20 protein-coding genes are annotated in these 20,948 nt (G+C 73.4%); 9 read left to right on the forward strand and 11 right to left on the reverse strand.

Translation table 11 applies throughout. From position 1 onward, the window contains the following. Window positions 1-57: 57 nt before the first annotated feature. From ACIBCM_RS25055 to ACIBCM_RS25065, 3 genes are all read right to left on the reverse strand, one after another. Window positions 58-390, reverse strand: a complete 333-nt coding sequence (locus ACIBCM_RS25055; protein WP_399247092.1) for a DUF6228 family protein — start codon at window positions 388-390, stop codon at window positions 58-60. Then, entirely contained in the window at window positions 387-584 is a 198-nt protein-coding gene (locus ACIBCM_RS25060) for a hypothetical protein (RefSeq protein ID WP_399247108.1), read from the reverse strand. Before ACIBCM_RS25060 ends, ACIBCM_RS25055 begins: the two co-directional genes overlap by 4 nt. 113 nt (window positions 585-697) lie before the next feature. Then, window positions 698-1,051 (reverse strand): hypothetical protein, encoded by a 354-nt coding sequence (locus ACIBCM_RS25065; protein ID WP_399246803.1) that lies wholly within the window; start codon window positions 1,049-1,051, stop codon window positions 698-700. A 307-nt stretch (window positions 1,052-1,358) separates the two neighbouring features. On the opposite strand from ACIBCM_RS25065, the gene ACIBCM_RS25070 reads away from it, so the two are divergent. Further along, window positions 1,359-5,984 carry a helix-turn-helix domain-containing protein gene (locus ACIBCM_RS25070; protein ID WP_399246805.1) on the forward strand — a complete coding sequence of 1,542 codons (4,626 nt, stop codon included), beginning with the start codon at window positions 1,359-1,361 and terminating at the stop codon, window positions 5,982-5,984. A 553-nt stretch (window positions 5,985-6,537) separates the two neighbouring features. Here ACIBCM_RS25070 and ACIBCM_RS25075 read toward each other — a convergent pair. Continuing rightward, complete coding sequence (locus tag ACIBCM_RS25075) at window positions 6,538-7,815, reverse strand: hypothetical protein (RefSeq protein WP_399246806.1); 1,278 nt, start codon at window positions 7,813-7,815, stop codon at window positions 6,538-6,540. A 132-nt stretch (window positions 7,816-7,947) separates the two neighbouring features. Between ACIBCM_RS25075 and ACIBCM_RS25080 the strand changes: the two genes are divergently transcribed. Both ACIBCM_RS25080 and ACIBCM_RS25085 read left to right on the forward strand, forming a co-directional pair. Further along, window positions 7,948-8,445 carry a hypothetical protein gene (locus ACIBCM_RS25080; protein ID WP_399246808.1) on the forward strand — a complete coding sequence of 166 codons (498 nt, stop codon included), beginning with the start codon at window positions 7,948-7,950 and terminating at the stop codon, window positions 8,443-8,445. A gap of 242 nt (window positions 8,446-8,687) precedes the next feature. Next, window positions 8,688-9,683: a zinc-binding dehydrogenase gene (locus ACIBCM_RS25085; RefSeq protein ID WP_399246810.1), complete on the forward strand. Its 996-nt coding sequence runs from the start codon at window positions 8,688-8,690 to the stop codon at window positions 9,681-9,683. A 136-nt stretch (window positions 9,684-9,819) separates the two neighbouring features. Here ACIBCM_RS25085 and ACIBCM_RS25090 read toward each other — a convergent pair whose 3' ends face one another. After that, window positions 9,820-10,791, reverse strand: a complete 972-nt coding sequence (locus ACIBCM_RS25090; protein ID WP_399246813.1) for an aminoglycoside phosphotransferase family protein — start codon at window positions 10,789-10,791, stop codon at window positions 9,820-9,822. A gap of 193 nt (window positions 10,792-10,984) precedes the next feature. On the opposite strand from ACIBCM_RS25090, the gene ACIBCM_RS25095 reads away from it, so the two are divergent. Continuing rightward, entirely contained in the window at window positions 10,985-12,388 is a 1,404-nt protein-coding gene (locus tag ACIBCM_RS25095; protein ID WP_399247094.1) for an NAD(P)/FAD-dependent oxidoreductase, read from the forward strand. Window positions 12,389-12,629: 241 nt separating this feature from the next. On the opposite strand, the gene ACIBCM_RS25100 is transcribed toward ACIBCM_RS25095, so the two are convergent. Beyond that, on the reverse strand, window positions 12,630-13,052 hold the full coding sequence (locus tag ACIBCM_RS25100) for a hypothetical protein (RefSeq protein WP_399246814.1): 423 nt from the start codon (window positions 13,050-13,052) through the stop codon (window positions 12,630-12,632). A gap of 431 nt (window positions 13,053-13,483) precedes the next feature. Then, entirely contained in the window at window positions 13,484-13,969 is a 486-nt protein-coding gene (locus ACIBCM_RS25105) for a hemerythrin domain-containing protein (RefSeq protein WP_399246816.1), read from the reverse strand. A gap of 306 nt (window positions 13,970-14,275) precedes the next feature. Between ACIBCM_RS25105 and ACIBCM_RS25110 the strand changes: the two genes are divergently transcribed. Both ACIBCM_RS25110 and ACIBCM_RS25115 read left to right on the forward strand, forming a co-directional pair. Further along, window positions 14,276-14,446, forward strand: a complete 171-nt coding sequence (locus ACIBCM_RS25110; protein ID WP_399247110.1) for a hypothetical protein — start codon at window positions 14,276-14,278, stop codon at window positions 14,444-14,446. Between the two features lie 198 nt (window positions 14,447-14,644). Continuing rightward, a complete protein-coding gene (locus ACIBCM_RS25115) occupies window positions 14,645-15,139 on the forward strand; it encodes an Asp23/Gls24 family envelope stress response protein (RefSeq protein ID WP_399246818.1) in 495 nt (164 codons plus the stop codon). 365 nt (window positions 15,140-15,504) lie between these two features. On the opposite strand, the gene ACIBCM_RS25120 is transcribed toward ACIBCM_RS25115, so the two are convergent. After that, complete coding sequence (locus tag ACIBCM_RS25120) at window positions 15,505-16,413, reverse strand: LysR family transcriptional regulator (RefSeq protein WP_399246820.1); 909 nt, start codon at window positions 16,411-16,413, stop codon at window positions 15,505-15,507. Between the two features lie 120 nt (window positions 16,414-16,533). Between ACIBCM_RS25120 and ACIBCM_RS25125 the strand changes: the two genes are divergently transcribed. Continuing rightward, window positions 16,534-16,884 (forward strand): DoxX family protein, encoded by a 351-nt coding sequence (locus ACIBCM_RS25125; RefSeq protein ID WP_399246822.1) that lies wholly within the window; start codon window positions 16,534-16,536, stop codon window positions 16,882-16,884. Window positions 16,885-16,983: 99 nt separating this feature from the next. On the opposite strand, the gene ACIBCM_RS25130 is transcribed toward ACIBCM_RS25125, so the two are convergent. After that, on the reverse strand, window positions 16,984-17,859 hold the full coding sequence (locus ACIBCM_RS25130) for a LysR family transcriptional regulator (RefSeq protein WP_399246824.1): 876 nt from the start codon (window positions 17,857-17,859) through the stop codon (window positions 16,984-16,986). Window positions 17,860-17,930: 71 nt separating this feature from the next. Between ACIBCM_RS25130 and ACIBCM_RS25135 the strand changes: the two genes are divergently transcribed. Then, the gene (locus tag ACIBCM_RS25135; protein ID WP_399246826.1) at window positions 17,931-18,296 is read left to right on the forward strand and encodes a nuclear transport factor 2 family protein; all 366 of its coding nucleotides are present in this window, start codon (window positions 17,931-17,933) and stop codon (window positions 18,294-18,296) included. Window positions 18,297-18,536: 240 nt separating this feature from the next. On the opposite strand, the gene ACIBCM_RS25140 is transcribed toward ACIBCM_RS25135, so the two are convergent. Then, window positions 18,537-19,049, reverse strand: coding sequence for a hypothetical protein (locus ACIBCM_RS25140; RefSeq protein ID WP_399246828.1), 513 nt, complete (start codon window positions 19,047-19,049; stop codon window positions 18,537-18,539). Between the two features lie 246 nt (window positions 19,050-19,295). Between ACIBCM_RS25140 and ACIBCM_RS25145 the strand changes: the two genes are divergently transcribed. After that, window positions 19,296-19,844, forward strand: a complete 549-nt coding sequence (locus tag ACIBCM_RS25145) for a hypothetical protein (RefSeq protein ID WP_399246830.1) — start codon at window positions 19,296-19,298, stop codon at window positions 19,842-19,844. A 132-nt stretch (window positions 19,845-19,976) separates the two neighbouring features. On the opposite strand, the gene ACIBCM_RS25150 is transcribed toward ACIBCM_RS25145, so the two are convergent. Then, window positions 19,977-20,645, reverse strand: coding sequence for a hypothetical protein (locus ACIBCM_RS25150; RefSeq protein ID WP_399246832.1), 669 nt, complete (start codon window positions 20,643-20,645; stop codon window positions 19,977-19,979). Window positions 20,646-20,948: the final 303 nt, after the last annotated feature.

The following is a 20,948-nucleotide window of genomic DNA, read 5'->3' on the forward strand; positions in this document are numbered from 1 at the left end:
GACCGGTCACCACCGGCTGTTGACCGGTCCACGCTTCGCCAGGCCACCGGGCACATGTCACCGCTGCTCACCGGCCTGTTCCCCGGCCCGCTCCCCGGCGAGGAAGTGCCGGACATCGGCCGCCGGGGAAGCCATCTGCTCACCGGCCTCCGACCAGGTGGTCACCGATGCGCCCCGGTCGCCGGCGGCCCCCGTCCACGGCCGCAGGGTCCGGGTCAGCCCGACGTGCCCGCCGGAGCGGAAGACGGCTGACACCACCAGGTCCCGGCCGTCGGTCCCCCAGGTCCGTTCGCCGTCCCCTCCCCGGTAGTCGGCGGTGAGGTCGTCCAGGAACGTGGTGAGATCTCCGTCCCAGCCCCGGGCGACGACCTCGTTGACGCGAGCGGTCAGACCCGGGCCCGCAGTTCGACGGCAAAATGCGCGGAGTCCGCGTCGAAGCTGAACCGGTCGCGGAACGTCACGCCGACGGACGCGTTGCCCTGGCAGCGGATGGTGGCCCCGGGCTCGTCGCCGATGTCGTCGTTGAGGTCGTCGTTGAGGTCGTCGCCGATGTTGTCGCCGATGTCGTCGTCCGCTGAGGGCATGGACAGCACGCCAGTGCCACCCGTGCCGTGCTTCGGATTCGCCGCCGGTGGAGCAATGCCCCCTGCGTACATCAGAGGCCCGGGAACGACGCACGTCACGAAGTAGGGAACCTTCACCGGGTGGCCCACGCGCGGTACGACTCCCGGATCCGGCCGATCCGGATCATCCGCGTCATCCCGGAACGCCTCGTGAGGGCATACGGATCGCCGTACCGGCCCGTGGCGAGCGGCCGGCCGGGGAGATCGGCGGCGGGATGACCCTGTGTGCCCCCCTGTGCGTCCGCGTCGACGCCCAGGTCCCAGGCGCGTCCTTCCCTGTACCCGGCCCGGCCGAGGCCGCACGCCCGCCCGCCGCCGCACGCCCGCCCGCCGCCGCACGCCCGGCCGAGGCCCGGATCGGCGGTGGTGCCCCGGTACGAGGTGTGGTTCTCGGTCTCGGGACCGGGGTCCGGGGCGGCGGGCGGCATATGACGGTGCTCCTGGTGTCGTCGGACGGACGGGGTGAACCGGGCGGGTTCCGGCGCGGTGGTGCCGTACAACGACCGATACGGCGGTACGGCAGTACGGCGGTGAGCCGGGCGGCCCGGCGTTCGGCGCCCGCCCGACGGGAACGGACGTGCGGTGACGACGGGCCCGCGATGTCACTCCTGGGAGTACGGCGGACGCATATGCCCCGTCCGCCGGACGGGCCCGCCGTAGCGTGCCGACCACGCAGTGTCGCCGTGCTCAGGGTTTCGGCCGGGGAGCCGGACAGCCAAGGAGGTGACTGTCGCCATGCGCGACGGGAAACGGGAAACAGTGGCCGAACAGGGGGTTTCCCAGCCGGGGGAGAGTTTCGGCGCCCGGTTGCGCCGGCTCCGCAACGAGCGCGGGATGTCGCTCGCCGATCTCGCCCGGCACGCCCACTACAGCCGGGGCTACCTCAGCAAGGTGGAGAACGGGCAGAAGCCCCCCACCCACGGCCTCGCCGGCAGCTGTGACGAGGCGCTGGAGGCGGACGGCCTGCTGCTGGAACTGGCCCCGGGGCGCGAGGGCGAGGCCGAGGGGCTCTGCCCGTATCCCGGGCTTGCCGCGTTCCGGTCCGAGGAGGCCGCCTGGTTCTTCGGCCGTGAGCGGGCCACCGCCGAACTGATCGCCCGCCTGACCGAACGGCTCACCGACCGACGGCCCGGCGGCCGGCCGGACAGCCCTGGAGACAGCCCTGCGGATGGCCATGGGGGCGCCCCTCGGCCCGGCCGTACGGACGGCCATGCGGACGGCCCTTCCGGCGCAAGGCCCGACGCCCCCGCCGGCCCATGGCCCAGGGACCATGACGGCACGGGGAGCGAGCACGGGACCGGGCCAGGGCACCCGCACGGACCCGGCACCCGTTACGGTCCGGAGCGCACGGGCCCCGCCAACGGCCGCCGGGCCGGACTCCCCCGCCACCCCGGCCCGATCGTCGTCGTCGGCCCCTCCGGAGCCGGCAAGTCCTCGCTCCTGCACGCCGGACTCGTACCGGCGCTCGCCCGTGGCGCCCTGCCCGTGCCGGGCTCCCGGGACTGGCCCGTACTGTCCCTCACCCCCACAGCCCGCCCCCTGCGCGCGCTCGCCCAGGGCACGGCGGAGGCGGTCCGGGGCGGACTCGACCCCAACGCGGCGTTACGGGCCCTGAAGGAGGGCACCTTCGCGGACGTGGTCCTGGAGGCCCTGCGGAATCCGGCGGCCGGCACCCACCGCCTCCCCCGCAAGAACCCGCCGTCCCACCCCGACCGCCCCCACCAGCCCGACCATCCGGGCCACCCCGACCGCCCCCACCAGCCCCACCATCCGGGCCACTCCTACCACCCGGGCCACCCCGACCGGCCCCACCAGCCCGGCGGCCGGACTCCCGGACTCCTCGTCGTCGCCGACCAGTTCGAGGAGATCTTCACCCTCTGCCCCGACGAGGGCGAACGCCGTGCCTTCATCCGCGCCCTGTGCTCCCTCGCCGCCCCCGCCCCCTCCGGCGGTCCGGCCGTCCTCGTCGTCCTCGGTGTCCGCGCCGACTTCTACGGGCGCTGTCTCGGCCATCCCGAACTGGTGGCCGCCCTCCGGGACAGCCAGCTCCCCCTCGGCCCGATGACCCGTGACGAACTGCGCGAGGCCATCGCCGGCCCCGCCCGCCGTACGGGCCTGGAGCTGGAACCCGGGCTGGTCGAGGTACTGCTGCGCGACACGGGCGTCCAGGACGACCACGCGCCCTGCCCCGGCGTCGGCGCGCTCCCGCTCATGGCGCACGCCCTGCTCGCGACCTGGCAGCAGCGGGAGAACGACCGGATGACGGTCGCCGCGTACCAGCTCACCGGCGGGATCAAGGGCGCGGTCGGCGCCAGCGCCGAGCGGGTGTACGAGCGGCTGGACGACGCCGGGCGGGCCGCCGCCCGGCGGGCGCTGCTCCGGCTGGTGCGGGTCGGGGACGGCGACCAGGACACCCGCCGCCGGCTCGGCCGCGAACGGCTGCTGTCGCTGCTGCCCGATCCCGAGGCCGCGGACGGGGTGCTGACCGCGTTCGGGGACGCCCGGCTGCTCACCCTGGACGCCGACGGTGTCCAGATCACGCATGAGGCCCTGTTGTACGCCTGGCCCCGGCTGCGCGGCTGGATCGACGCCGACCGGGCCGGGCTGCGCAGCCGTCAGCGGCTGCTGGAGGCGGCGGAGGCGTGGGAGAGCGCGGGCCGTGATCCGGCGCTGCTGTACCGGGGGACGCAACTCGCGGTGGCCGTCGACTGGATGAGCGGCCGGCTCGCGGACGGCAGTGCGCTGGAGCGCAGGTTCCTGGACGCGGGCGAGGCGCGCCGCCGGGCGGAGGCCGCGGCCCAGCGCCGCCGTACGCGCCGGCTGTGGCAGCTGGTCTCGGCCCTGTCGGTGCTGGTGCTGCTGACGTTGACGGCCTCCGGATTCGCGCTGCGGCAGCGCTCGGCCGCGCTGGCCGAACGGGACGCGTCCGCCGCGCAGGTCGCGGTCGACCACGCGGAGCGGATGCGCCAGGTCGACCCGTCCCAGGCGATGAGGCTGAGCCTGGCCGCGTACCGGATCGTCCGTACGCCCCAGACGCGGGGCGCGCTGCTGGCCTCCTCCGGGAGCGTCTACTCGACACCCGCCGCGGGCCACCACTACTCGGTACGGGCGCTGGCCTTCGCCGGGGACGTGCTGCTGAGCGCGGGCGAGGAGGGCACGGTCCGGCTCACGGGCACGGGCACGCCCGGCCGTCCGCGCGCCCTCGCCACCCTGCGCGAGCCCCGGGGCGGCACGGGCATCGCGCTCGGCCCGGGGGGACGGCTGCTCGCCACCGGCGGGGAGGACCGAACGGTACGGGTACGGGATCTGCGCGACGGACGCCGTGAGGTGTTCTCCGCCCGGACGGGGGCGGAGGTGGAGGCCGTCGCGTTCAGCCCTGACGGCAAACGGCTGGCGGCGGCCGGGGCGGACGGCTCCGTCCGGGTGTGGCAGCGAACGGACTCGGGCGGATACACGGCGGGCACGGGCGATTCCGCCGGCTCCCCCGGCTCCGCGGGCGCGCAGGGTTCCCCGAGTGCCCGGAGTGTCCCGAGTGCCGGGGGCTTCCGAAGCTCCCGCGGCTTTGGTGGTCCCCGTCATACCGGTGGCTCGCACGGCTCCGGTGGCTCGCACGGCTCCGGCGGCGCCGACGAGCGTACGGGGGGCTCCGGCAGGCCCACGGCCGCCAAGGGCACCGCTCCGGAAGGCTCCGGCAGGCCCACGCGCGCCAAAGGCACCGCTCGGGAAAGCTCCGGCAGGTCCCCCGCACACTCCGCCGCCCACTCCGCGCACTCTGCCCGCTCGGTCCGTTCCGCCTACTCCGGCGGACAGGCGGCCCGGAAGCACACCGGGCCCGTGAACGCCCTCGCCTTCAGCCCCGACGGCCGGACGCTCGCGAGCGCGGGCGACGACCACACCGTACGGCTGTGGGATCCGACACGGCCGGGGCGGCCCGCGCTCGCCGCCACCCTGCGCGACCACCGGGCCCAGGTGCGGTCGGTGGCATTCTCACCGGACGGGCGGCTGGTGGCCAGCGCGAGCTTCGACCGGACCGTGCGGCTGACGCCCGTGGACGGGGCCGGGCGCCCCGGCACGTCGCGGGAGCTGACCGGGCACACGGGGCTCGTCAACAGCGTGGTGTTCCGCGCGGACGGGCGTCAGCTCGCCAGCGGCGGGGACGATCAGACGGCACGGCTGTGGGAGGTGCCCTCCGGACGCCATGTGGTGACGCTTCCGCAGCCGAATCCGGTGCGTTCGGTGGCGTACTCCCCCGGTGGCGGCACCCTCGCGACCGGCGACGACGAGGGGCGGCTGCTGCTGTGGCACCTTCCGCCGCCGGTGCTGCTCGGCCCGCCGGGCGGGCTCACGGCCCTGCGGTGGGCCCGCCGGGGCGGCCTGCTGGTGACGGCGGGCACGGACGGGACGGCCCGGCTGTGGAGCGCCCCCGCTCCCGGGGCCGGAAAGACTCCCGCGCACGGTCCGTTCGGCAGCCCGGTCGGTGTGCTGCGCGGGCACAAGGGTCTGATCAACGCGGTGGACGTGAGCCGTGACGGGCGGCTGCTGGTGACGGCGGGCGACGACCGGACCGCCCGGCTGTGGGACATCCGCGACCCGGCGAAGCCCGGGCGCCTCGCCACCCTCACCCGGCACACGGATCTCGTCCACGCGGCGGTCATCAGCCCCGACGGGCGGCTGCTGGTGACGGGGGGTGAGGACCGGACGGCCCGGCTGTGGGACATCGGCAACCCGGCGAAGCCCGTACGCCTGGCCACCCTCACCCGGCACACCGACCGGATCAACGGCCTCGCCCTCAGCGCGGACGGCCGGTACCTCGCCACCACGGGCGGGGACTACAAGGCCCGGCTGTGGGATCTGACCGACCGGCGGCGGCCGGTGCTGCGCGCCACGCTGGGCCATCCCAACCAGGTCAACCGTGCCGCGTTCTCCCCGGACGGACGGCTGCTGGCGACGACGGACGACGACCGCAGGACCCGGTTGTGGGACCTGCGCGCCCCGGGGCGGCTCGCCGCGATCCTCGTCGGCCACCGGGAGGCGTCCCGGGAGGCCGTCTTCGCGCCGGACGGCCGTACGCTGGCAACCACCAGCGACGACCGTACGGTCCAGCTCTGGGACATCGGGGACCCCCGTCGCCCCGCTCTCCTCACCACCCTCACCGGGCACACGGGATCGGTCCAGGGGGCCGAGTTCAGCCCCGACGGACGGACGCTGGCGACCGCCGGCATGGACTCCACCGTCCGGCTCTGGAGCAACGACGCCGGGGAGGTGGCGCGCCGGATCTGCGCACTGGACGGTCCGGGACTCACCGAGCGGGACTGGCCCGAGCACTTCCCGGGCCAGGCTTTCCGCCGCTCATGCGACTGACCGGCCGGGCCGGGGTCCCACCACGGCGCCCGGCCCGTTCCCGGCGCCCGGTACCGGGCGGTCCCGTAGGAACGGCGCGCACAGGGCGGGCCGATTCCGTACGGCGGGGTGTCCAGCCCGCACGCGGGTGCCGGGCGTCCCGTACGGCCGGGGCGGGCCGTTCCGGGCGGTGTGCCGGCCGTTCCGCGTGGCTCGCGGCGCCGGGCCGGTTCCGTACGGCGGTGACGCAGGCGCGGACCGCTCTCCACGGCGGGGGCCGGGCCGCTCGGTTACGGCCGGGGGCCGGGCCGTTCCCCGCGCACGGGATCCGGGCGGTCACACCCGGGCGCCCGAGCCGTTCCGTACGGGCCGGGCTCCGGGCCGTTCCCCGCGCCCGCGGGCGCCGGGCCGCATCTGTTCACGGGGGCGGGTTCGCGGGTGCGGGCCCGGCCAGCCACCCCGGGCCGCCGGGAGCCACAGCCCCGTCCCCCGGGGCCGGGCCCGGCGGTTCCGGGCGCCCGGGCTCCACGCGGGCGCGGGCGCCCCGCCGCAGCGCCCGGGCGCGCCCGAAGGGTCAGAAACCCTGCTTCGCATACGCGTCGTACGCCGACGCCGGCGCGACATCCGCGTCGCACTCCGCGCCCCGGGACAGCTGCCACTGCGTCAGATGACGCACCGGCCGGTCCGCGTCCTGCATCGCCCTCCGGATCCCGGCGGCGGCCTCGGGGTCGTTGTAGTAGACCTCCCCGATGATCCACGGCTGCCGGTAGCCGATGCGGTCCATGGCCGCGTCCGTGTCCATGAACTGCCGGTACTCGTCCCCGTCGTGCGGCTTTCCGTACAGATGAACTTCGAGGACCGCCGGCGGGCGGTCCCCGTACACCTCCGGCAGCTGCGGCACGCGCCCCGCCGACCAGACCGTCAGCGAGAACCCGACGGTGTCGGCGGTGCCGTAGGAGCGGGTGTAGTCGGCCCACAGGCGCTTGTCGTACTCAAGGAGGGCCCGGTATTTCGGCTCCGGCGGGGGCGCACCCTCATTGACCAGATCGAGGACGTACGGGACACCCGATCGGACGACCAGCTCCCGCACCTGACGGATGACGGAGAGGTTTTCGGCGTACAGGCCTTCGTCGACGGCGGTCCATCGCATCGGGTCGTTGGCGTCCAGGGGGATGAAGACCAGCTCCACTTCCTCGAACCCGTTCTCGGCGACGGCGTTCAGCAGATGGACCAGATTCGCGGTGTTTCCGTCGGAGAGCCGTCCGCCCGTGGAATCCATCACCGTGCCGGAATCGGGCCCCCGGTGGTGGTACAGGGGAATCCGCAGCCGTTTCTGGCCGGCGTCGGCCATCTGGCGCAGCTGGGCCCGGATCAGTTCGGGGGCCCGGTCATAGCTGTTGACGACGCCGTACGGCTCACGGTGGCAGCCTTCGAGGTGGTAGACGAAGTAGTTCGAACCCCCTTTGAGCAGGGGCGCGGGGGCGGTGGCCGCCGGTACCGCGTGCGCGGGCCGGGACGGTGCCGGCACGGAATGCACCGGCCCGGGATTCACCCATCCCGATTTCGCCGATCCCGCATTCACCGAACCGGAATTCGCCGGGGCGGCGGTTCCGGGTGCCGCGGTTCCGGGTGCGGCGCCCGCCTGTGTTCCCGCGAGGGCGAGGGCGATTCCGATTGCGGCCCCGCCGGTCCGCAGGCGTGCGCCCCGGGAACGGACGGCCCGGCGGATACCGCGGATACCGCGGCCGTTCCCCGCGATCGCGAAGTCCTTCGGGATCTCCCGCGGAACCTTCTGCGAGGTGTTCCCCGGGCTGTTCTTCCGGGTGTTCCCCGGGTTGTTCTTCCGGCGCATGGCGAACCCCTGTTCCTGTGCGCGCTGTCCACAGGAGCCGGATTCTCCGGCTCCCGCCCGGAAAGTACGCGCGTGCGCACGGACCGGGGGACGGCCGCGCCCCGGCTCGCGGGGGCGTGACACCATCGGCCCGTGCTCGACATCGGCTACTCCCTCTCCCGTCGCTTCCCCGATCCCCCGCAGACCGACTACCGGCGCGCGGACGTCCGGTCGCTGCGGCACGACCTGTTCTGCGGGGACGTGTATCTCGCCGACACCGAGGCGGACCGGGAGCTGTCCACAGCCTGGGGATGGGTGCCGGTCCTCGACTTCGCCTGGGCCCTGTGCGACATCGCCGAACGGCTCGACCAGGACCCCCTCGGCAGCCGCGCGTCCCGCCCGCAGCACGCCGAGCTGGACTTCACGGAGTCCGCCGACCGGATGCTGTTCGAGCGGCGGTTCGGCTGGGTGGACGTGGAGGCGGACTGGACGGCCGGGGACGAGCCCCCGCTCACCTTCAGCCACACCGAGCTGCGCCGGGAGGCGCGCGACTTTCTGCACGATCTGATCGCGGACCTCTCCGACATGCACGAAGGACTCGCGCGCAACCCCGTGGTCTGGGACCTCCAGGCCCGTTTCCCCCGGACCTGACCGGGAGGCGCGCGCACCGGGCGGGCAGCGGGCGGGCACCGGGCGAGTCACCGGCGGTGGCCTCGGGACCGCTCGGCCCTGGACTGCTGGGTCTCGTACCGCTTGGCCTCGTACCGCTTGGATTCGTACCGCCCGGCCTTGGACCGTTCGATCCCAGTCCAGTTGACCTCAAGCCCACTTGAGGTTGCAGGGTGTCAAGGAAGACTGCCGCAGACACCACCGGACACCCCAGGAGCCACCCCATGCACGCCATCCGCCTCCACGCCCACGGCCCCGCCGAGAACCTCTCGTACGAGACCGTCGAGGACCCGGTTCCCGGCCCCGGTCAGGTGCGCATCGCCGTCGCGGCGGCCGGTGTCCATCTCATCGACACGGTCATGCGCCAGGGGGCCGCCGGCTCCCCTGCCGGCGGTCCCGAGCTGCCCACGATCCCCGGACGCGAGGTCGCGGGCACGGTGGACGGGCTCGGCGAGGGCGCCGATCCGCAGTGGCTCGGCAAGAGAGTCGTCGCCCACCTCGGGTTCGTACCCGGCGGTTACGCGGAACTCGCCGTCACCGACACCACAAGACTCCATGAGATCCCGCCCGGTTTCGACGAGGCCGAGGCGGTCGCCATGATCGGCACCGGGCGTACGACGATGGGCATCCTCCAGTTCGCGGACCTGGGGCCCGGCTCCATCGCGGTCGTCACGGCCGCGGCGGGCGGTATCGGGACCCTGCTCACGCAGTACGCCAAGAACGCGGGCGCCACCGTCATCGGTCTCGCGGGCGGTCCGGCGAAGGTCTCCCGGGTCCGTGCGGAGGGCGCCGATCTCGCCGTGGACTACACCCGGCCCGACTGGCCCGACCAGGTCCGGGCCCATCTCGGCGACCGGGCCGCGACCGTGGTGTTCGACTCCGTCGGCGGGTCGACCGGGCTCGCGGCGGTGGATCTGCTCGGCAAGGGCGGACAGCACCTCGTCTACGGCTGGGCCCGGCAGGGCCCGGGCGGCGGTTCCCCCCTGACCTTCACCGACGCGGAGCAGGCCGACCGGGGCATCACCTCGCTGAACGTCCTCGGTCCGATGTTCCAGCCGGTGGGCGGGGACATCCGGGTACTGGAGGAGCGCGCGCTCGCCGAGGCCGCCGCCGGCCGGCTCCGCCCGCAGGTCCAGCGCTTCCCCCTGGCCGAGGCGTCCCGCGCCCACCAGGCGCTGGAAACCCGCGCCACGATGGGCAAGGTCGTGCTGGTGCCCTGATCCGGCCCGCCCGTCACCGGCACCGACACCGGTCCGCCCATCGCCCGTACCGGCCCCTGCTCATCAGCGGTACCGGCCGCACGGTCGCCGCTACCGGCCGGCCCACCCCTCGCCCGTACCGGCCGCACGGTCGCGGCTACCGCCCCGCCCGCCCGGCGGGAGCGGTACCGGCCGCGCGGTCGGTCAAGGGGCGCTGGCCCCGGCCCAGCAGCGCCCGGGCAATGGACACCTGGTCCCGTGGCAGGCGCGGTTCACCGTCGTCGAGGCCCCACAGCCCGTTCTGGAGCACCCGTCCGAGCGTCCAGGCCCGTGCCCGCTCCCGGTCCAGCCCGAGCGTCGCGGTCAGCAGGTCGAACCGCCACAGGGTCTCGGCCGGGTCGAAGCGGTTGACGAGAGCGGGCAGCAGCTCGAAGCCGGGGTCGCCGGCGAGCGGCTTGGGGTCGATGGCGAGCCAGGGCTCGCGCCCGGCGGCCAGGATGTTGTCGTAGTGCAGATCCCAGTGCAGCAGCCGGTCGCCGGGCTCCCCCGCCACTTCCCGTACGGCGGCGGCGCAGTCCCTCAGCAGGCGGCGCTCGTCCGCGTCGGCCACCGCCACCGCCGCCGTGCCGGACCCGGCGCCCGGGGGCTCCAGCGCGCCGGGGACCCTGTCGAGCATCGCGGAGGCGAGGTGGGCGAGGTGCCGCAGCCCGCCGGGCGCGGGCCGTGCCGTCAGCCGGGCCAGCAGCTCCGCCAGGATCCGTACGGCCTCCCGGGAGTCCTCCACCGCCGACAGATGGCGTGGTCCGAGCCGTTCCAGCAGCAGCGTGCCGGTCGCGGGATCATGGTCCAGGAGACGGGCGGCACCGTCCCCGTCCCAGGCCCGCAGCGCCTCCGCCTCGCCCGCGGTCTCCTCGTCCAGGCTCTGGAGTTTGAGCACGGATCGCGTGCCGTCCGAGCGCCGGACCGGCAGGACGAGCGCGCACATACCGTGCATGGCGGGCCCGGTGGGGGCCAGCTCCCAGCGCTCCAGAAACTCCTCGGCGCGCCCGGGCAGCGCGTCGAGAAAGGCACGGGCGCCCTCTCCCCCGTACCGGAGCTGCGCGGCCAGTGCCTCCGGAACCTCGATCATGCCGTCGATCCTACGACCCTCAAATCAACGAATTCCGTTGTTCTCATGGCCCCTCCGCCGTGCTTACAGTCGTACACCCGCGGTTCCGCTTACGGAACGGCCCGATGCGGGGCAATAACCAGGGGATGGCCCGATATGCACCGAGATATTTGGGGATGTCCCGGGAAATGAGCAGGGAATGAGCAGGAACCCTATGAGCAGCACGGCGAGCACCGTCAACGGCGGCATTTCGTTCTGGTACGCGCAGGACGGGTTCCCCGAGCCCCGCGAACCGCTCCCCGGTGACTCCACCGCGGACGTCTGCGTCGTCGGCGGCGGATACACCGGACTGTGGACGGCGTACTACCTGAAGAAGGCCGCCCCGTTCCTGAACATCACGGTCCTGGAGGCGAAGTTCTGCGGATACGGCGCCTCCGGGCGCAACGGCGGCTGGCTCTACAACGGCATCGCCGGGCGCGACCGCTATGCCGGGCTCCACGGCCGCGACTCCGCCGTACGCCTTCAGCAGGCGATGAACGACGCCGTCGGCGAGGTCATCCGGGTCGCCGACGAGGAGAACATCGACGCCGACATCCACCGGGGCGGGGTGCTCGAAGTCGCCCGCACCCCGGCGCAGCTGGAGCGCCTCAAGGCGTTCCACGCCGCCGAGGTCGCGTTCGGCGAGACGGACCGCCTGCTGCTCGGCGCCCGCGAGACGGCGGAGCGGATCCGGGTGGCCGGAGCCATCGCCGCGAGCTGGACCCCGCACGGCGCCCGGCTCCAGCCGGTGAAACTGGTGAAGGGCCTCGCGGCGGCCGTCGAGGCGCTCGGCGTCACCGTCCACGAGTCGACCCCGGTCACCGAGATCCGGCCGAAGCACGCGGTCACCCCCTACGGCACGGTCCGCGCCCCCTACATCCTGCGCTGCACCGAGGGCTTCACGGCGACGGTCAAGGGCGAGCGCCGGGCCTGGCTGCCGATGAACTCCTCGATGATCGCCACCGAGCCGCTGCCGCCGTCGGTGTGGGAGGCCATCGGCTGGGACGGGCGGGAGACCCTCGGGGACATGGCCCACGCCTATGTGTACGCGCAGCGCACGGCGGACGACCGGATCGCCATCGGCGGCCGGGGCGTCCCGTACCGCTTCGGCTCCCGTACGGACAGCGACGGCGGCACCCAGCCCGCCACGGTGGAGGCCCTGCGGGACATCCTCGTCCGGTTCTTCCCCGCGGCGGCGCGCGCCCGTGTCGACCACGCGTGGTCGGGCGTCCTCGGCGTGCCCCGGGACTGGTGCGCCACGGTGACCCTGGACCGCTCCACCGGCCTGGGCTGGGCGGGCGGTTACGTCGGCTCGGGCGTCACCACGACCAATCTGGCGGCCCGCACCCTGCGTGATCTGGTCCAGCAGGACTCCGGCCGGTCGGGCCCCACCGATCTCACCACCCTGCCCTGGGTGAACCACAAGGTCCGCAAGTGGGAGCCCGAACCCCTGCGCTGGCTGGGTGTCCAGGCGATGTACGCGGCCTACCGGGGCGCGGACCGCCGCGAGTCGTCGGGCCGTACGACGACGACGGACCGGATCGCCCGGCTGGCGGACCGGATCTCGGGCCGTCACTAGCGCAGTGACCGGCGGCCGGCCCCGGAGCGTCTGCGGCCCCGGGCCGGCCGCGTTCGACGGCTCCCGGCTGCCGGCTGCCGGCTCCGGGCCCCCGGCTTACGGCTCCCGGCCCACGCCGGGCGGGGCCCCCTCATACGGGTGCCCCCTGCCTCCCCTCGGCGGGGCGAGAGGCAGGGGGCGTTCCCCCGTGAGGGCCGCACGGCTGTGGAGGGGGCGAGGCCGGCCGTGCGGCCCTGGTGGGTCAGCGGACGGTGTAGGTGCTGTCGCAGTACTCCAGGTTCCCGCCGGGATACCTCAGACACGCCAGGATCGTGACGTCGACGTTGCTGCCGACGGGAGGAAGAAGCACCGGCTGGGCGGCACACGCGGTGCCGGCGCCGTTGGGATCCTCCACCTGCTGGCTGTACGTCCCCCACTGGAGAATCGCGACGGCACCGTAGGAGTCGGAGGGGCCCCGGTCACAGGCCTGTAAGTACCCGGTGGTGTCCGAGAGGGAGTACGCCTCGGCCGCCCCGTATCCCCCGATCGGGGATTTCAGGGACAGCCAGCCGATCACGAAATCCGCCGACCCGCGGTCGGGCGGAGCCGCCGAACTGACCGAGGCGCTCATCGCTACCGTGGCCAGGGCAGCTGCTGAAAGGGCCAGGACTCGTCGCAGACGCATCTGCTTCCTCTCATGTGCGGCGCATGGGTGGACCGTTCGACTGTGACGGCCCGGGGTCCGGGTGTCCTTGACTGTCCCTGCACAGTTATTGACGATCCGTGCACACGGCGGGCCGTACGGACCTGCCGGCCCCGCCGAACCCGCGCCTCATGGGCCGTCGCCACTCTGGACCGTCCTGCGGACGCACTCGCGGACCACGGCGCGCATATCGCCCGTGCTCTCCAGCAGTTCGCGCTGCGCGCGGGCCCCGCTTCCGGTGGCGAAGAGGGCGGCGCCCCCCTCCGGGGCGAGGGGCGGATCTCCCGGGCGCGGGGCGGATCGCCGTGGTCCTCCAGCGCCTCGCCGGCGTGGTCGAGCAGCGTGTGTACGACCGCCTCGACGAGTGGTGCGGGACGCCTGGGGAGCGGATGGATCAGCCGGTACTCCAGCCCTTAGGGAGGGGTGTCCGGGTCGGAGGGACGAGGCCGGGCCGGCGTGGTCTTCTTCGCCTCGCGGATCTCGTCCCCGAGGTCGTCCAGCGCCTGCGGAGTCGTCGCGGCGGCCAGCCGGGGGAACAGCCGCTCCTCCTCGTCCCGCACATGGGCGCCCACCTCCAGCCTCAGTTTGGCCACCAGATCGTCGAAGAGCGGATCGTCCGCGGGCCGGTGCTCCAGCTCCTTGAGAAGCTCCTCCACCATCGCGTGTTCCTCCAGGCCCTTGTCCGCCGGCGCGTCCCCGCCGTCGATGTGCTCGCGGACCGCGGGGTAGAGGTACCGCTCCTCGGTGACCGAGTGCCGCACCAGCTCCACCGTCAGTTCGTCCGCCAGCTCCCGCCGCTCCCGGTCCCCCACCGGCACCAGCTCGATCCGCGCGAACAACTGCTCCAACTCGCGGTGGTCCGCTGTCAGCTCCTCGATCACATTCCCGCCATGGCCCATCCCTCTCGCCTCCGCTCGGCCGCACCGGTGGCGCACCGGCAGGCGCCCCACGGACCACGGGTACCCGACCCCGCGACCGCCACGCGCCCTCCGCGCCGCCCGGCACGGCGTCCGCACCCGTTCGGAGGCCGGTAGTACGGCGGGCAGCACACCGAAGGCGCGTTCCGCCGACCACCGCCCCGCCCCGGACGGCGCCGCCCCATGAGCCACCCCGGACCCCGGGGAACCCGATTCCCGGCCGGCACTTGCGCCTCGTGTGTTTCATGGACGGTGAGCCGGGGACGCGTACTACCAGGGGGTTACTCCGTGATCGGAGGCGTCATGATCATCCTGGGCCTCATTCTGCTGATCATCGGCCTGATCGCGGGCATCGGCGCCCTGTGGATCATCGGGATCATCCTTGCCGGGATCGGCGCCGTCCTCTGGGTCCTCGGGGCGCTCGGTCACGCGGTCGGCGGCCGTCGGCACTACTGGTGAGCCCGGACCGTCCGCACCCCCGCTCTCCCGCCGGTATCCGTGCCAGGCGGTAACCGACCGGTGACACACCTTTGGGGGCGTATCGGAAGGAACCCTGAGGACCCCGTGCCACAGCGTTGTTCCGGGTGGAAGGAACCGGGTGGCAGGAACCAGGTGGCAAAAAGTCGCACCCGGTGACGAACGAAGAGGAGACGACCCATGCAGACGCAGCAACGGACGACCACACCGACCAATGCCTCCGCCAGTACCCCCAAGTCCGCTCGCACCGGGGCGAGCACGTCCGGATCCGCCGCCTCGCGCGGCACCACGACCATCGCGGAAGTCGTCGTGGTCAAGGTCGCGGGCATGGCGGCACGCGAGGTGCCCGGGGTCCACGCCATGGGCGGCGGACTCTCCCGCTCCCTCGCCGCCGTACGCGAGAGGGTCCCCGGCACCGGGACGGCGGCGGGCCAGGGCGTGAAGGCGGAAGTCGGCGAGAAGCAGGCGGCGCTCGATCTCGACCTCGTCACCGAGTACGGCCTTCCCATACACGAGGTCGCCGCCGACGTGCGCGAGAACGTGATCAACGCGGTGGAACGGATCACCGGCCTGGAGGTGATCGAAGTGAACGTCTCCGTCAACGACATCCACCTCCCGGACGACGACCGGGACGACGAAGAGGAATCCGCCCCGGCCCGCGTCCGGCCGCGGTGATGCGTCCGTCCCCCGTCGGACCGGCCGGACATCGCCGTGGCCCCGGTGCGCCCGGCCGTCCCGGACGCCCTCGCCGTACACCGCTCGTCCGCACCGCCCGAGCGCCCTGAACGCCCGCGCCGTACCCACCGCTACCGCGTCGGCGTGAGGCCGTACGGAGACCGCCGGGCAACCCGGGCGCCACACGGCTCGGGGCTCGGGTCCTCGGGGCTTGGGGCTGGGACCTGGGGCCGTACCGAGACGGGCACGGAGCCTCTGCGGGCCCGTCCGCGGAGGGCCCTCCGGCAGCATCCCGCCGCTGTGGAGCCACCGCGGGCCCGGTTCGGCAACCGCCGGCTCCCGGCCGAGGTGGCGGCGCCCGGTGGTCAGGCGTCGGGGTCCGGGTCGAATCGGCTGTCCCGGCAGCAGCGGACGAAGTCCTGGACGACCGGGTTGTCGTCGTCGGCGGGGGCCCACGCCACCGCGAGCCGGCTGGGGCTGACGCCGCTGACGGGGCGGTAGGTGATACCGGGCCGGGCGTGGAAGCGGGCGGAGGAGGCCACGGCGAGGGCGATGCCGTAACCGTTGGCGATCGCGCTGAGCCAGTCGTCGGGCTGGTCGGCGACGGCTCCGATACGGACCGGGTGACCCTCGCGCTCATCGGCGGCGAGCCAGTACGTCCGCCACCGGCCGGTCTCCTCCGGGGCCGCCACGAACGGCTCGTCCCACAGTTCCCGGAAGGGGATCACGTCGCTCGCGGCCAGCGGGTGTGCCGAGGGCAGCGCGACCCAGCGGGGCTCGGTGAGCAGGGTCTCCACCCGCAGGTCCTCCTGGCCGGGGAAGGGCAGCCGCAGCAGGGCGGCGTCGACGTCCCCGGCGGCGAGACCGGCCGTCGGGTCCGACCAGGCCGCCTGCCGCATTTCGACCCGCCAGCCCGGCCGGCGGCGGGTGAACTCCGCGACGATGCGCGGGGTCATCTCGTTGGCGGCACTGGCCAGAAAACCGACGCGCAGCACCCGCCCGGCCCGGCCCGCCGCACTCCTCGTCTCCCGCAGCGCCGCGTCCCACTCGGCCAGCAGTCCGGGGGCCCGCGCCGCCAGGGTCCGGCCCGCCGCCGTGAGCGCCATGCCGGCCCGGGACCGTTCGAACAGGGTCACCCCCAGCCGGCTCTCCAACTGCCGGATCTGCTTGGTCAGAGCCGGCTGGGAGACGAACAGCCGCTCCGCGGCCCCGGTCAGGCTCCCCTCCTGCGCCACGGCCACGAAGGAGCGCAGAAGCCGACTGTCCACATCCATTCCATCAGGTTATAGAAGCTGGTATTGGACGCAAACAGGGACTCCGACGAGTCTGGGTGACCAGGGGTCGTGACAAGCGGACCGCCGCCCCGCACGACCCGTCCCGTACGGAGGAGCCCCATGTTCACCGCCTATGTGATCGTCACCGCCGTGACCGTCGCGGCCAACGCCGGCATCGCCGCCGCGGACTTCGCGAAGGCCGAGTTCGTCCTCGCCAACTCCGCCGAGGTGAACGTCCCGCGGACCCGGCTCCCGTGGCTCGCCACGCTCAAGGCCGCCGGGGCGGTCGGCCTCCTGGCCGGTCTCGCGGGTTTCCGGCTCCTCGGCCTCGCCGCGGCGACGGGCCTCGTGCTCTTCTACGTGGGTGCCGTGGCCACACACATCCGCGCCCGGGTCTTCCACAACATCGCCTTCCCCGGCGCCTACCTGGCCCTGGCCGTGGCGTCCCTCGCGCTCGCCGCCGCCCGCTGAGACGGCCCCCGCCCGTGCTGAACCGCCGGATCACACCCTTGGTTCACCGCCGCGGTCTCCGCCGTACGCCGAGGTCTCCGCCGTACGGGGTACGCGCCGTCAGACGGCTCGCAGCGCCGCGAGGAGCTTGGTTCGCAGGAGCCGTACGGCCGGGGAGTGCTGGTCGCGGCGGGCGACGAGGCCGAGCCGGGCGTGTGCGGCGGCGTCGGTGAGCGGGACGGCTCGCAGGCCGGAGCCCTGCACGGAGGAGGCGCTGAGGACGGCGACGCCCGCGCCGCGCTCGGCGAGGCGGAGCAGGGCGACCGGGGAACCGGCGTCGAGGTCCACACGCGGGTCGAGGCCGAGCCGCCGGCAGGAGTACTCGTAGGCGGCGCGGATGCCGGTGCCCCGGGAGAGGCAGAGGATCTTCTCGCCCCGGAGGTCGGCCAGTCGCAGTTCCGCCCGGTCGAGGGGGTGCCCGGCCGGGACCACGGCGGCGATCGGCTCGTCGATGACGACGCTCGCCTCCAGATCCGGGGCGACCGTGCCCGCGTAGCCGATCAGGGCCAGGTCGAGGGAACCGGAGAGAACCTGGGACTGGAGGTCGTCGGAGTGGCCCTCGTGCAGGCTGAGTTCGATCCCGGGGTGGGTACGGCCGAGGTCGGCGACGGTGTCGAGGAAGGGCGGGATCGAGCAGCCCGTGATCATGCCGAGCCGGACCCGGCCACGGACGGCTTCGGCGAACTCGGCGGCGGTGTGCCGGATGGCGTCGAGGGTGGCGAGGGCGTTCTTCGCGAGAGGGAGGACGGCCTCACCGGCAGGGGTGAGGCGGACCTGACGGCCGGAGCGGTCGAGGAGCCGCTGGCCCAACTCGTGCTCCATCTTGGCCACTTGAGTACTGATACCGGACTGGCTGACGTGCAGGCGCCGGGCGGCGGCGGTGAACGTGCCCTCGTCCACGACGGCGGCGAAGTAGCGGAGCTGGCGCATCTCCATATTCAGAGATGATAGCTGGCATCGTATTCATCTGTTGGACAGATGGGTACGGCGGCCGGGAAGGTGGAGACATGACGACGAAGACCGCCCGAGAGCTGGCCGAGACCTACTTCACCGCCTGGGAGGCGGGCGACTTCGCGGCCCTGCGGGGGTTGCTGGCCGAGGATGTCGACTTCGCCGGGGCGCTGGGAACGGCGTCGGGGGTGGAGGAGGTGCTGGCCGGGCTGAAGGGACTCGGACAGGTGCTGGAGAAGATCGACGTAAAGGTGCGGGTGGCGGAAGGTGACGAGGTGATCACCTGGTTCGACCTGTGCACCGGCATCGCGCCGCCGGCGCCGACCGCGAACTGGATGCACGTGGAGAACGGGAAGATCGCCCGGATCCGGGTGACCTTCGACCCGCGCGGGCTGCTGGCGGGATTCGAGCAGCAGAGCTGAACGGGGAGAGAGCGCGGAAGGGCGGTGATCGCCGTGGGCGGTGGGGGCCGTCCCTCTACGGCGCTGCCCGCGTACGCGCTGCTCGTACGCACTGTGCCCGTACGCACTCCTCGTACGCGATGTGCTGACCCGTCCGCGTCCGGCGGCGCCGCCCCGAGGAAGGTCATCACACCAGGACCAGGCGGCGGTCACCCGGGACGGGGTGGAGCACCGTGGGTGCGACCGGGACCAGCGGCACGTTCACGGCTTCGGGGCGCCGTCCCGCCACGGCCACCTGCTCCGGTCGAGGGGTCGCACGGGTGCGGGTTCCGGAGGTGCGGCCTCTTCGCCGAGTGCGGTCGCGAGTCGGTCGGCGTATTCCCAGACTCCGGGGCGGGGGCCGCCGCTGCCGCCGGTGGTGGCGAGGGTGAGCAGGGCGGCCGCGACGGTGGCGGGCGGGGCGAAGCCGTGGACGGGCAGCGGCTGTCGCAGATCGATGCAGATGCCGTTGGAGTCGCCCCATTCCCAGGAGCGGCCGGGCCGGAAGGGCGGGTAGGGGGTGGGGTGCCATTCCCAGCCGAGGGTGAGCTTTCGGTATCCCGACCACAGGTCGTTGTCGATGTGGATGGTGCCGTCGAGGCGTATACGGGCCGGCCGGTCGCGGTGGTGGGTCCAGTACACGCGGATCTCGTGCGGCAGTCCGGCGTCGTCGAGAGCCGCCCGTGTCCGGGCCAGATAGGTGGCGACGATCTCGGGGGTCTCGGGGGTGCTCACGGGAGTTCCTCTCGGCCGGGTGGTGTTTCCGTGTCCGTCTACGGGAGTTCCCCTCGGACGCCCGCGCGGCGGGGCGGTCCCATCTGCGGAAACGTCCGCCCGATTCCCCGAGAGCAGCGTCCTGGTACTCCAGCGCACCGGTCGCGAGCCCTCCGCTTCGGGAGGGCGTCCACCGTATCCGCGGAACGGGCCCGTCACGCCGGTGGGCTGGGTTAGAGTCCCGGACTCACCGAGGAGGCGGAGCACATGCAAGATGCCGAGATCGTCAGCGCCCTGTGCCACCCGAAGCACTGGCTCGTCTATGCCCTGCCCTGGCCCGAGAACTCCCGCGACGAGCCGCTCGCCGAGGCCGCGGTCGTCATCGCTCCGCCCCTGATATCCGGGCAGACCCTGGACGCGCTGCCCGACCACGTCGTCGACGTCCTGGCCTGGACGCAGGCGTACGCGAACGAGCACCCGGACCAGGAGATCGTCTTCTTCACGGACATCACCCGCTGGCTGGAGTGGGAGAAGGACCTTTCCTGGGCGTCCCTGGGCATCGACTGGGAATGGGCCCTGACCGACATTCCGGAGCAGCCCCTCCTGTTGATGTACCTGACGATCAACCGGCGCGCCTACCGCCATCTGATCGACACCGCCCGCGTCGCCCGCGTGCACCACCTCGACGGCACGTCCGAGATCCTCACCGCCGAGGAACGCCAGGCCGTACGCGATGCCTTCGCGGGGCAACTGAAGGCCGACTGGCCCCCGTACATCCACAGGTCGCTGGCCGGCGGCAGCCTCACCATCGGCTGAGGGCTGCGGGCGAAGCGTGCTCGGCACGGGCGCGGACCTGCTGGTGGGACGTGTCGGGTGTCTGCTTCCCGTCGGACGGTTCCTCAGCACCGTGGGCGGTTCGGCGGGTGACACCGCCGTGGAAACCCGGGGTCAGGGCCCGGTCTCCGCTGCGCGTTGGAGAGTCTTTATCTCGTCCACCATGCTTCTGGCCCCCTTCAACTCTTCCGGGTGCACCAGGTCGTACTCCCCCTTGCCCTCCGTGTTCTCCGACATCTCCACCAGATCGTCCACGTAGTCCGTGTGGTGCTCAAGCAGGACGGTCAGGAGACTGTCGCCGCGCCGGACTGCTTCGGAGGGCATCGTGGCCTCCTCGCGGAAGCCGTAGACCGCTGAACGGATGCCGTAGACCGTTGATCTGCCCGACGCGAGTTCGGACAGGCGGTAGCACAGGACCAGGTGGGGGTTCTCCACGCCGACGCCCGAGGGGATCAGAAACACCAGGGGCAGCAGGTCGGGATCCACGGCGCGCAGGCGCTGCTCCTCCGGCTCGTACGGGTGGGCCCGCGGCGCCGGGCCGCCCCGGGTCGGCGGTATGGCCGGCTGCCACGGCTGGTTGGTCAATGTCGCCAGCAGGTCCAGTGTGTAGGGACCGGCCGCCGCGGCCGCGAAGAACTCCCGGGGGAAGTCGACTCCGTAGCACTCCCGCAGGACCTGCTCCGGGGACAGACCGTCCTCGTACAGCGCCCGCGCCAGACGGACCACCGGCCCGTACTCACGGCCCGCGGCATCGACCCTCAACCGCTCGAACTTGTCGGTCACCCTGCACACTCCCCTTCCACGCCCCTGTCCGGGACCACTTCCGCGCCCGGGCACCCGCAGCACCGGGCACAGTTCCGCCCACGTCACGCCCGCGCCTTTCGCGTTCCCGCCTCATCCTTCACCGCCCAGGCCGTCTCCCGCAGGATCCTCCGGATCCGTCGATCACAAGCAGGTGAGGGTGGTCCCGTCATCGCTGGTCAGGGGCGAGACGATCTCGGTGTGGCGCTGTTATCACGGCGTCGGTACCGCAATCACCGTTGTGTGCGGTCGCGTTACTGCTGGACCGGGCCAAGACCAGGAGGT

The organism is Streptomyces sp. NPDC051018 (genome assembly GCF_044456085.1).
Classification (GTDB): domain Bacteria; phylum Actinomycetota; class Actinomycetes; order Streptomycetales; family Streptomycetaceae; genus Streptomyces.

What these genes read in the sequence shown, in the direction of transcription:
- ACIBCM_RS25060 (WP_399247108.1), bottom strand. Translation starts at nt 584, where the DNA reads ATGCCCTCAGCGGACGACGACATCGGCGACAACATCGGCGACGACCTC.
- ACIBCM_RS25065 (WP_399246803.1), bottom strand. Translation starts at nt 1,051, where the DNA reads ATGCCGCCCGCCGCCCCGGACCCCGGTCCCGAGACCGAGAACCACACC.
- ACIBCM_RS25070 (WP_399246805.1), top strand. Translation starts at nt 1,359, where the DNA reads ATGCGCGACGGGAAACGGGAAACAGTGGCCGAACAGGGGGTTTCCCAG.
- ACIBCM_RS25075 (WP_399246806.1), bottom strand. Translation starts at nt 7,815, where the DNA reads ATGCGCCGGAAGAACAACCCGGGGAACACCCGGAAGAACAGCCCGGGG.
- ACIBCM_RS25085 (WP_399246810.1), top strand. Translation starts at nt 8,688, where the DNA reads ATGCACGCCATCCGCCTCCACGCCCACGGCCCCGCCGAGAACCTCTCG.
- ACIBCM_RS25090 (WP_399246813.1), bottom strand. Translation starts at nt 10,791, where the DNA reads ATGATCGAGGTTCCGGAGGCACTGGCCGCGCAGCTCCGGTACGGGGGA.
- ACIBCM_RS25095 (WP_399247094.1), top strand. Translation starts at nt 10,985, where the DNA reads ATGAGCAGCACGGCGAGCACCGTCAACGGCGGCATTTCGTTCTGGTAC.
- ACIBCM_RS25100 (WP_399246814.1), bottom strand. Translation starts at nt 13,052, where the DNA reads ATGCGTCTGCGACGAGTCCTGGCCCTTTCAGCAGCTGCCCTGGCCACG.
- ACIBCM_RS25105 (WP_399246816.1), bottom strand. Translation starts at nt 13,969, where the DNA reads ATGGGCCATGGCGGGAATGTGATCGAGGAGCTGACAGCGGACCACCGC.
- ACIBCM_RS25115 (WP_399246818.1), top strand. Translation starts at nt 14,645, where the DNA reads ATGCAGACGCAGCAACGGACGACCACACCGACCAATGCCTCCGCCAGT.
- ACIBCM_RS25120 (WP_399246820.1), bottom strand. Translation starts at nt 16,413, where the DNA reads ATGGATGTGGACAGTCGGCTTCTGCGCTCCTTCGTGGCCGTGGCGCAG.
- ACIBCM_RS25125 (WP_399246822.1), top strand. Translation starts at nt 16,534, where the DNA reads ATGTTCACCGCCTATGTGATCGTCACCGCCGTGACCGTCGCGGCCAAC.
- ACIBCM_RS25130 (WP_399246824.1), bottom strand. Translation starts at nt 17,859, where the DNA reads ATGGAGATGCGCCAGCTCCGCTACTTCGCCGCCGTCGTGGACGAGGGC.
- ACIBCM_RS25135 (WP_399246826.1), top strand. Translation starts at nt 17,931, where the DNA reads ATGACGACGAAGACCGCCCGAGAGCTGGCCGAGACCTACTTCACCGCC.
- ACIBCM_RS25145 (WP_399246830.1), top strand. Translation starts at nt 19,296, where the DNA reads ATGCAAGATGCCGAGATCGTCAGCGCCCTGTGCCACCCGAAGCACTGG.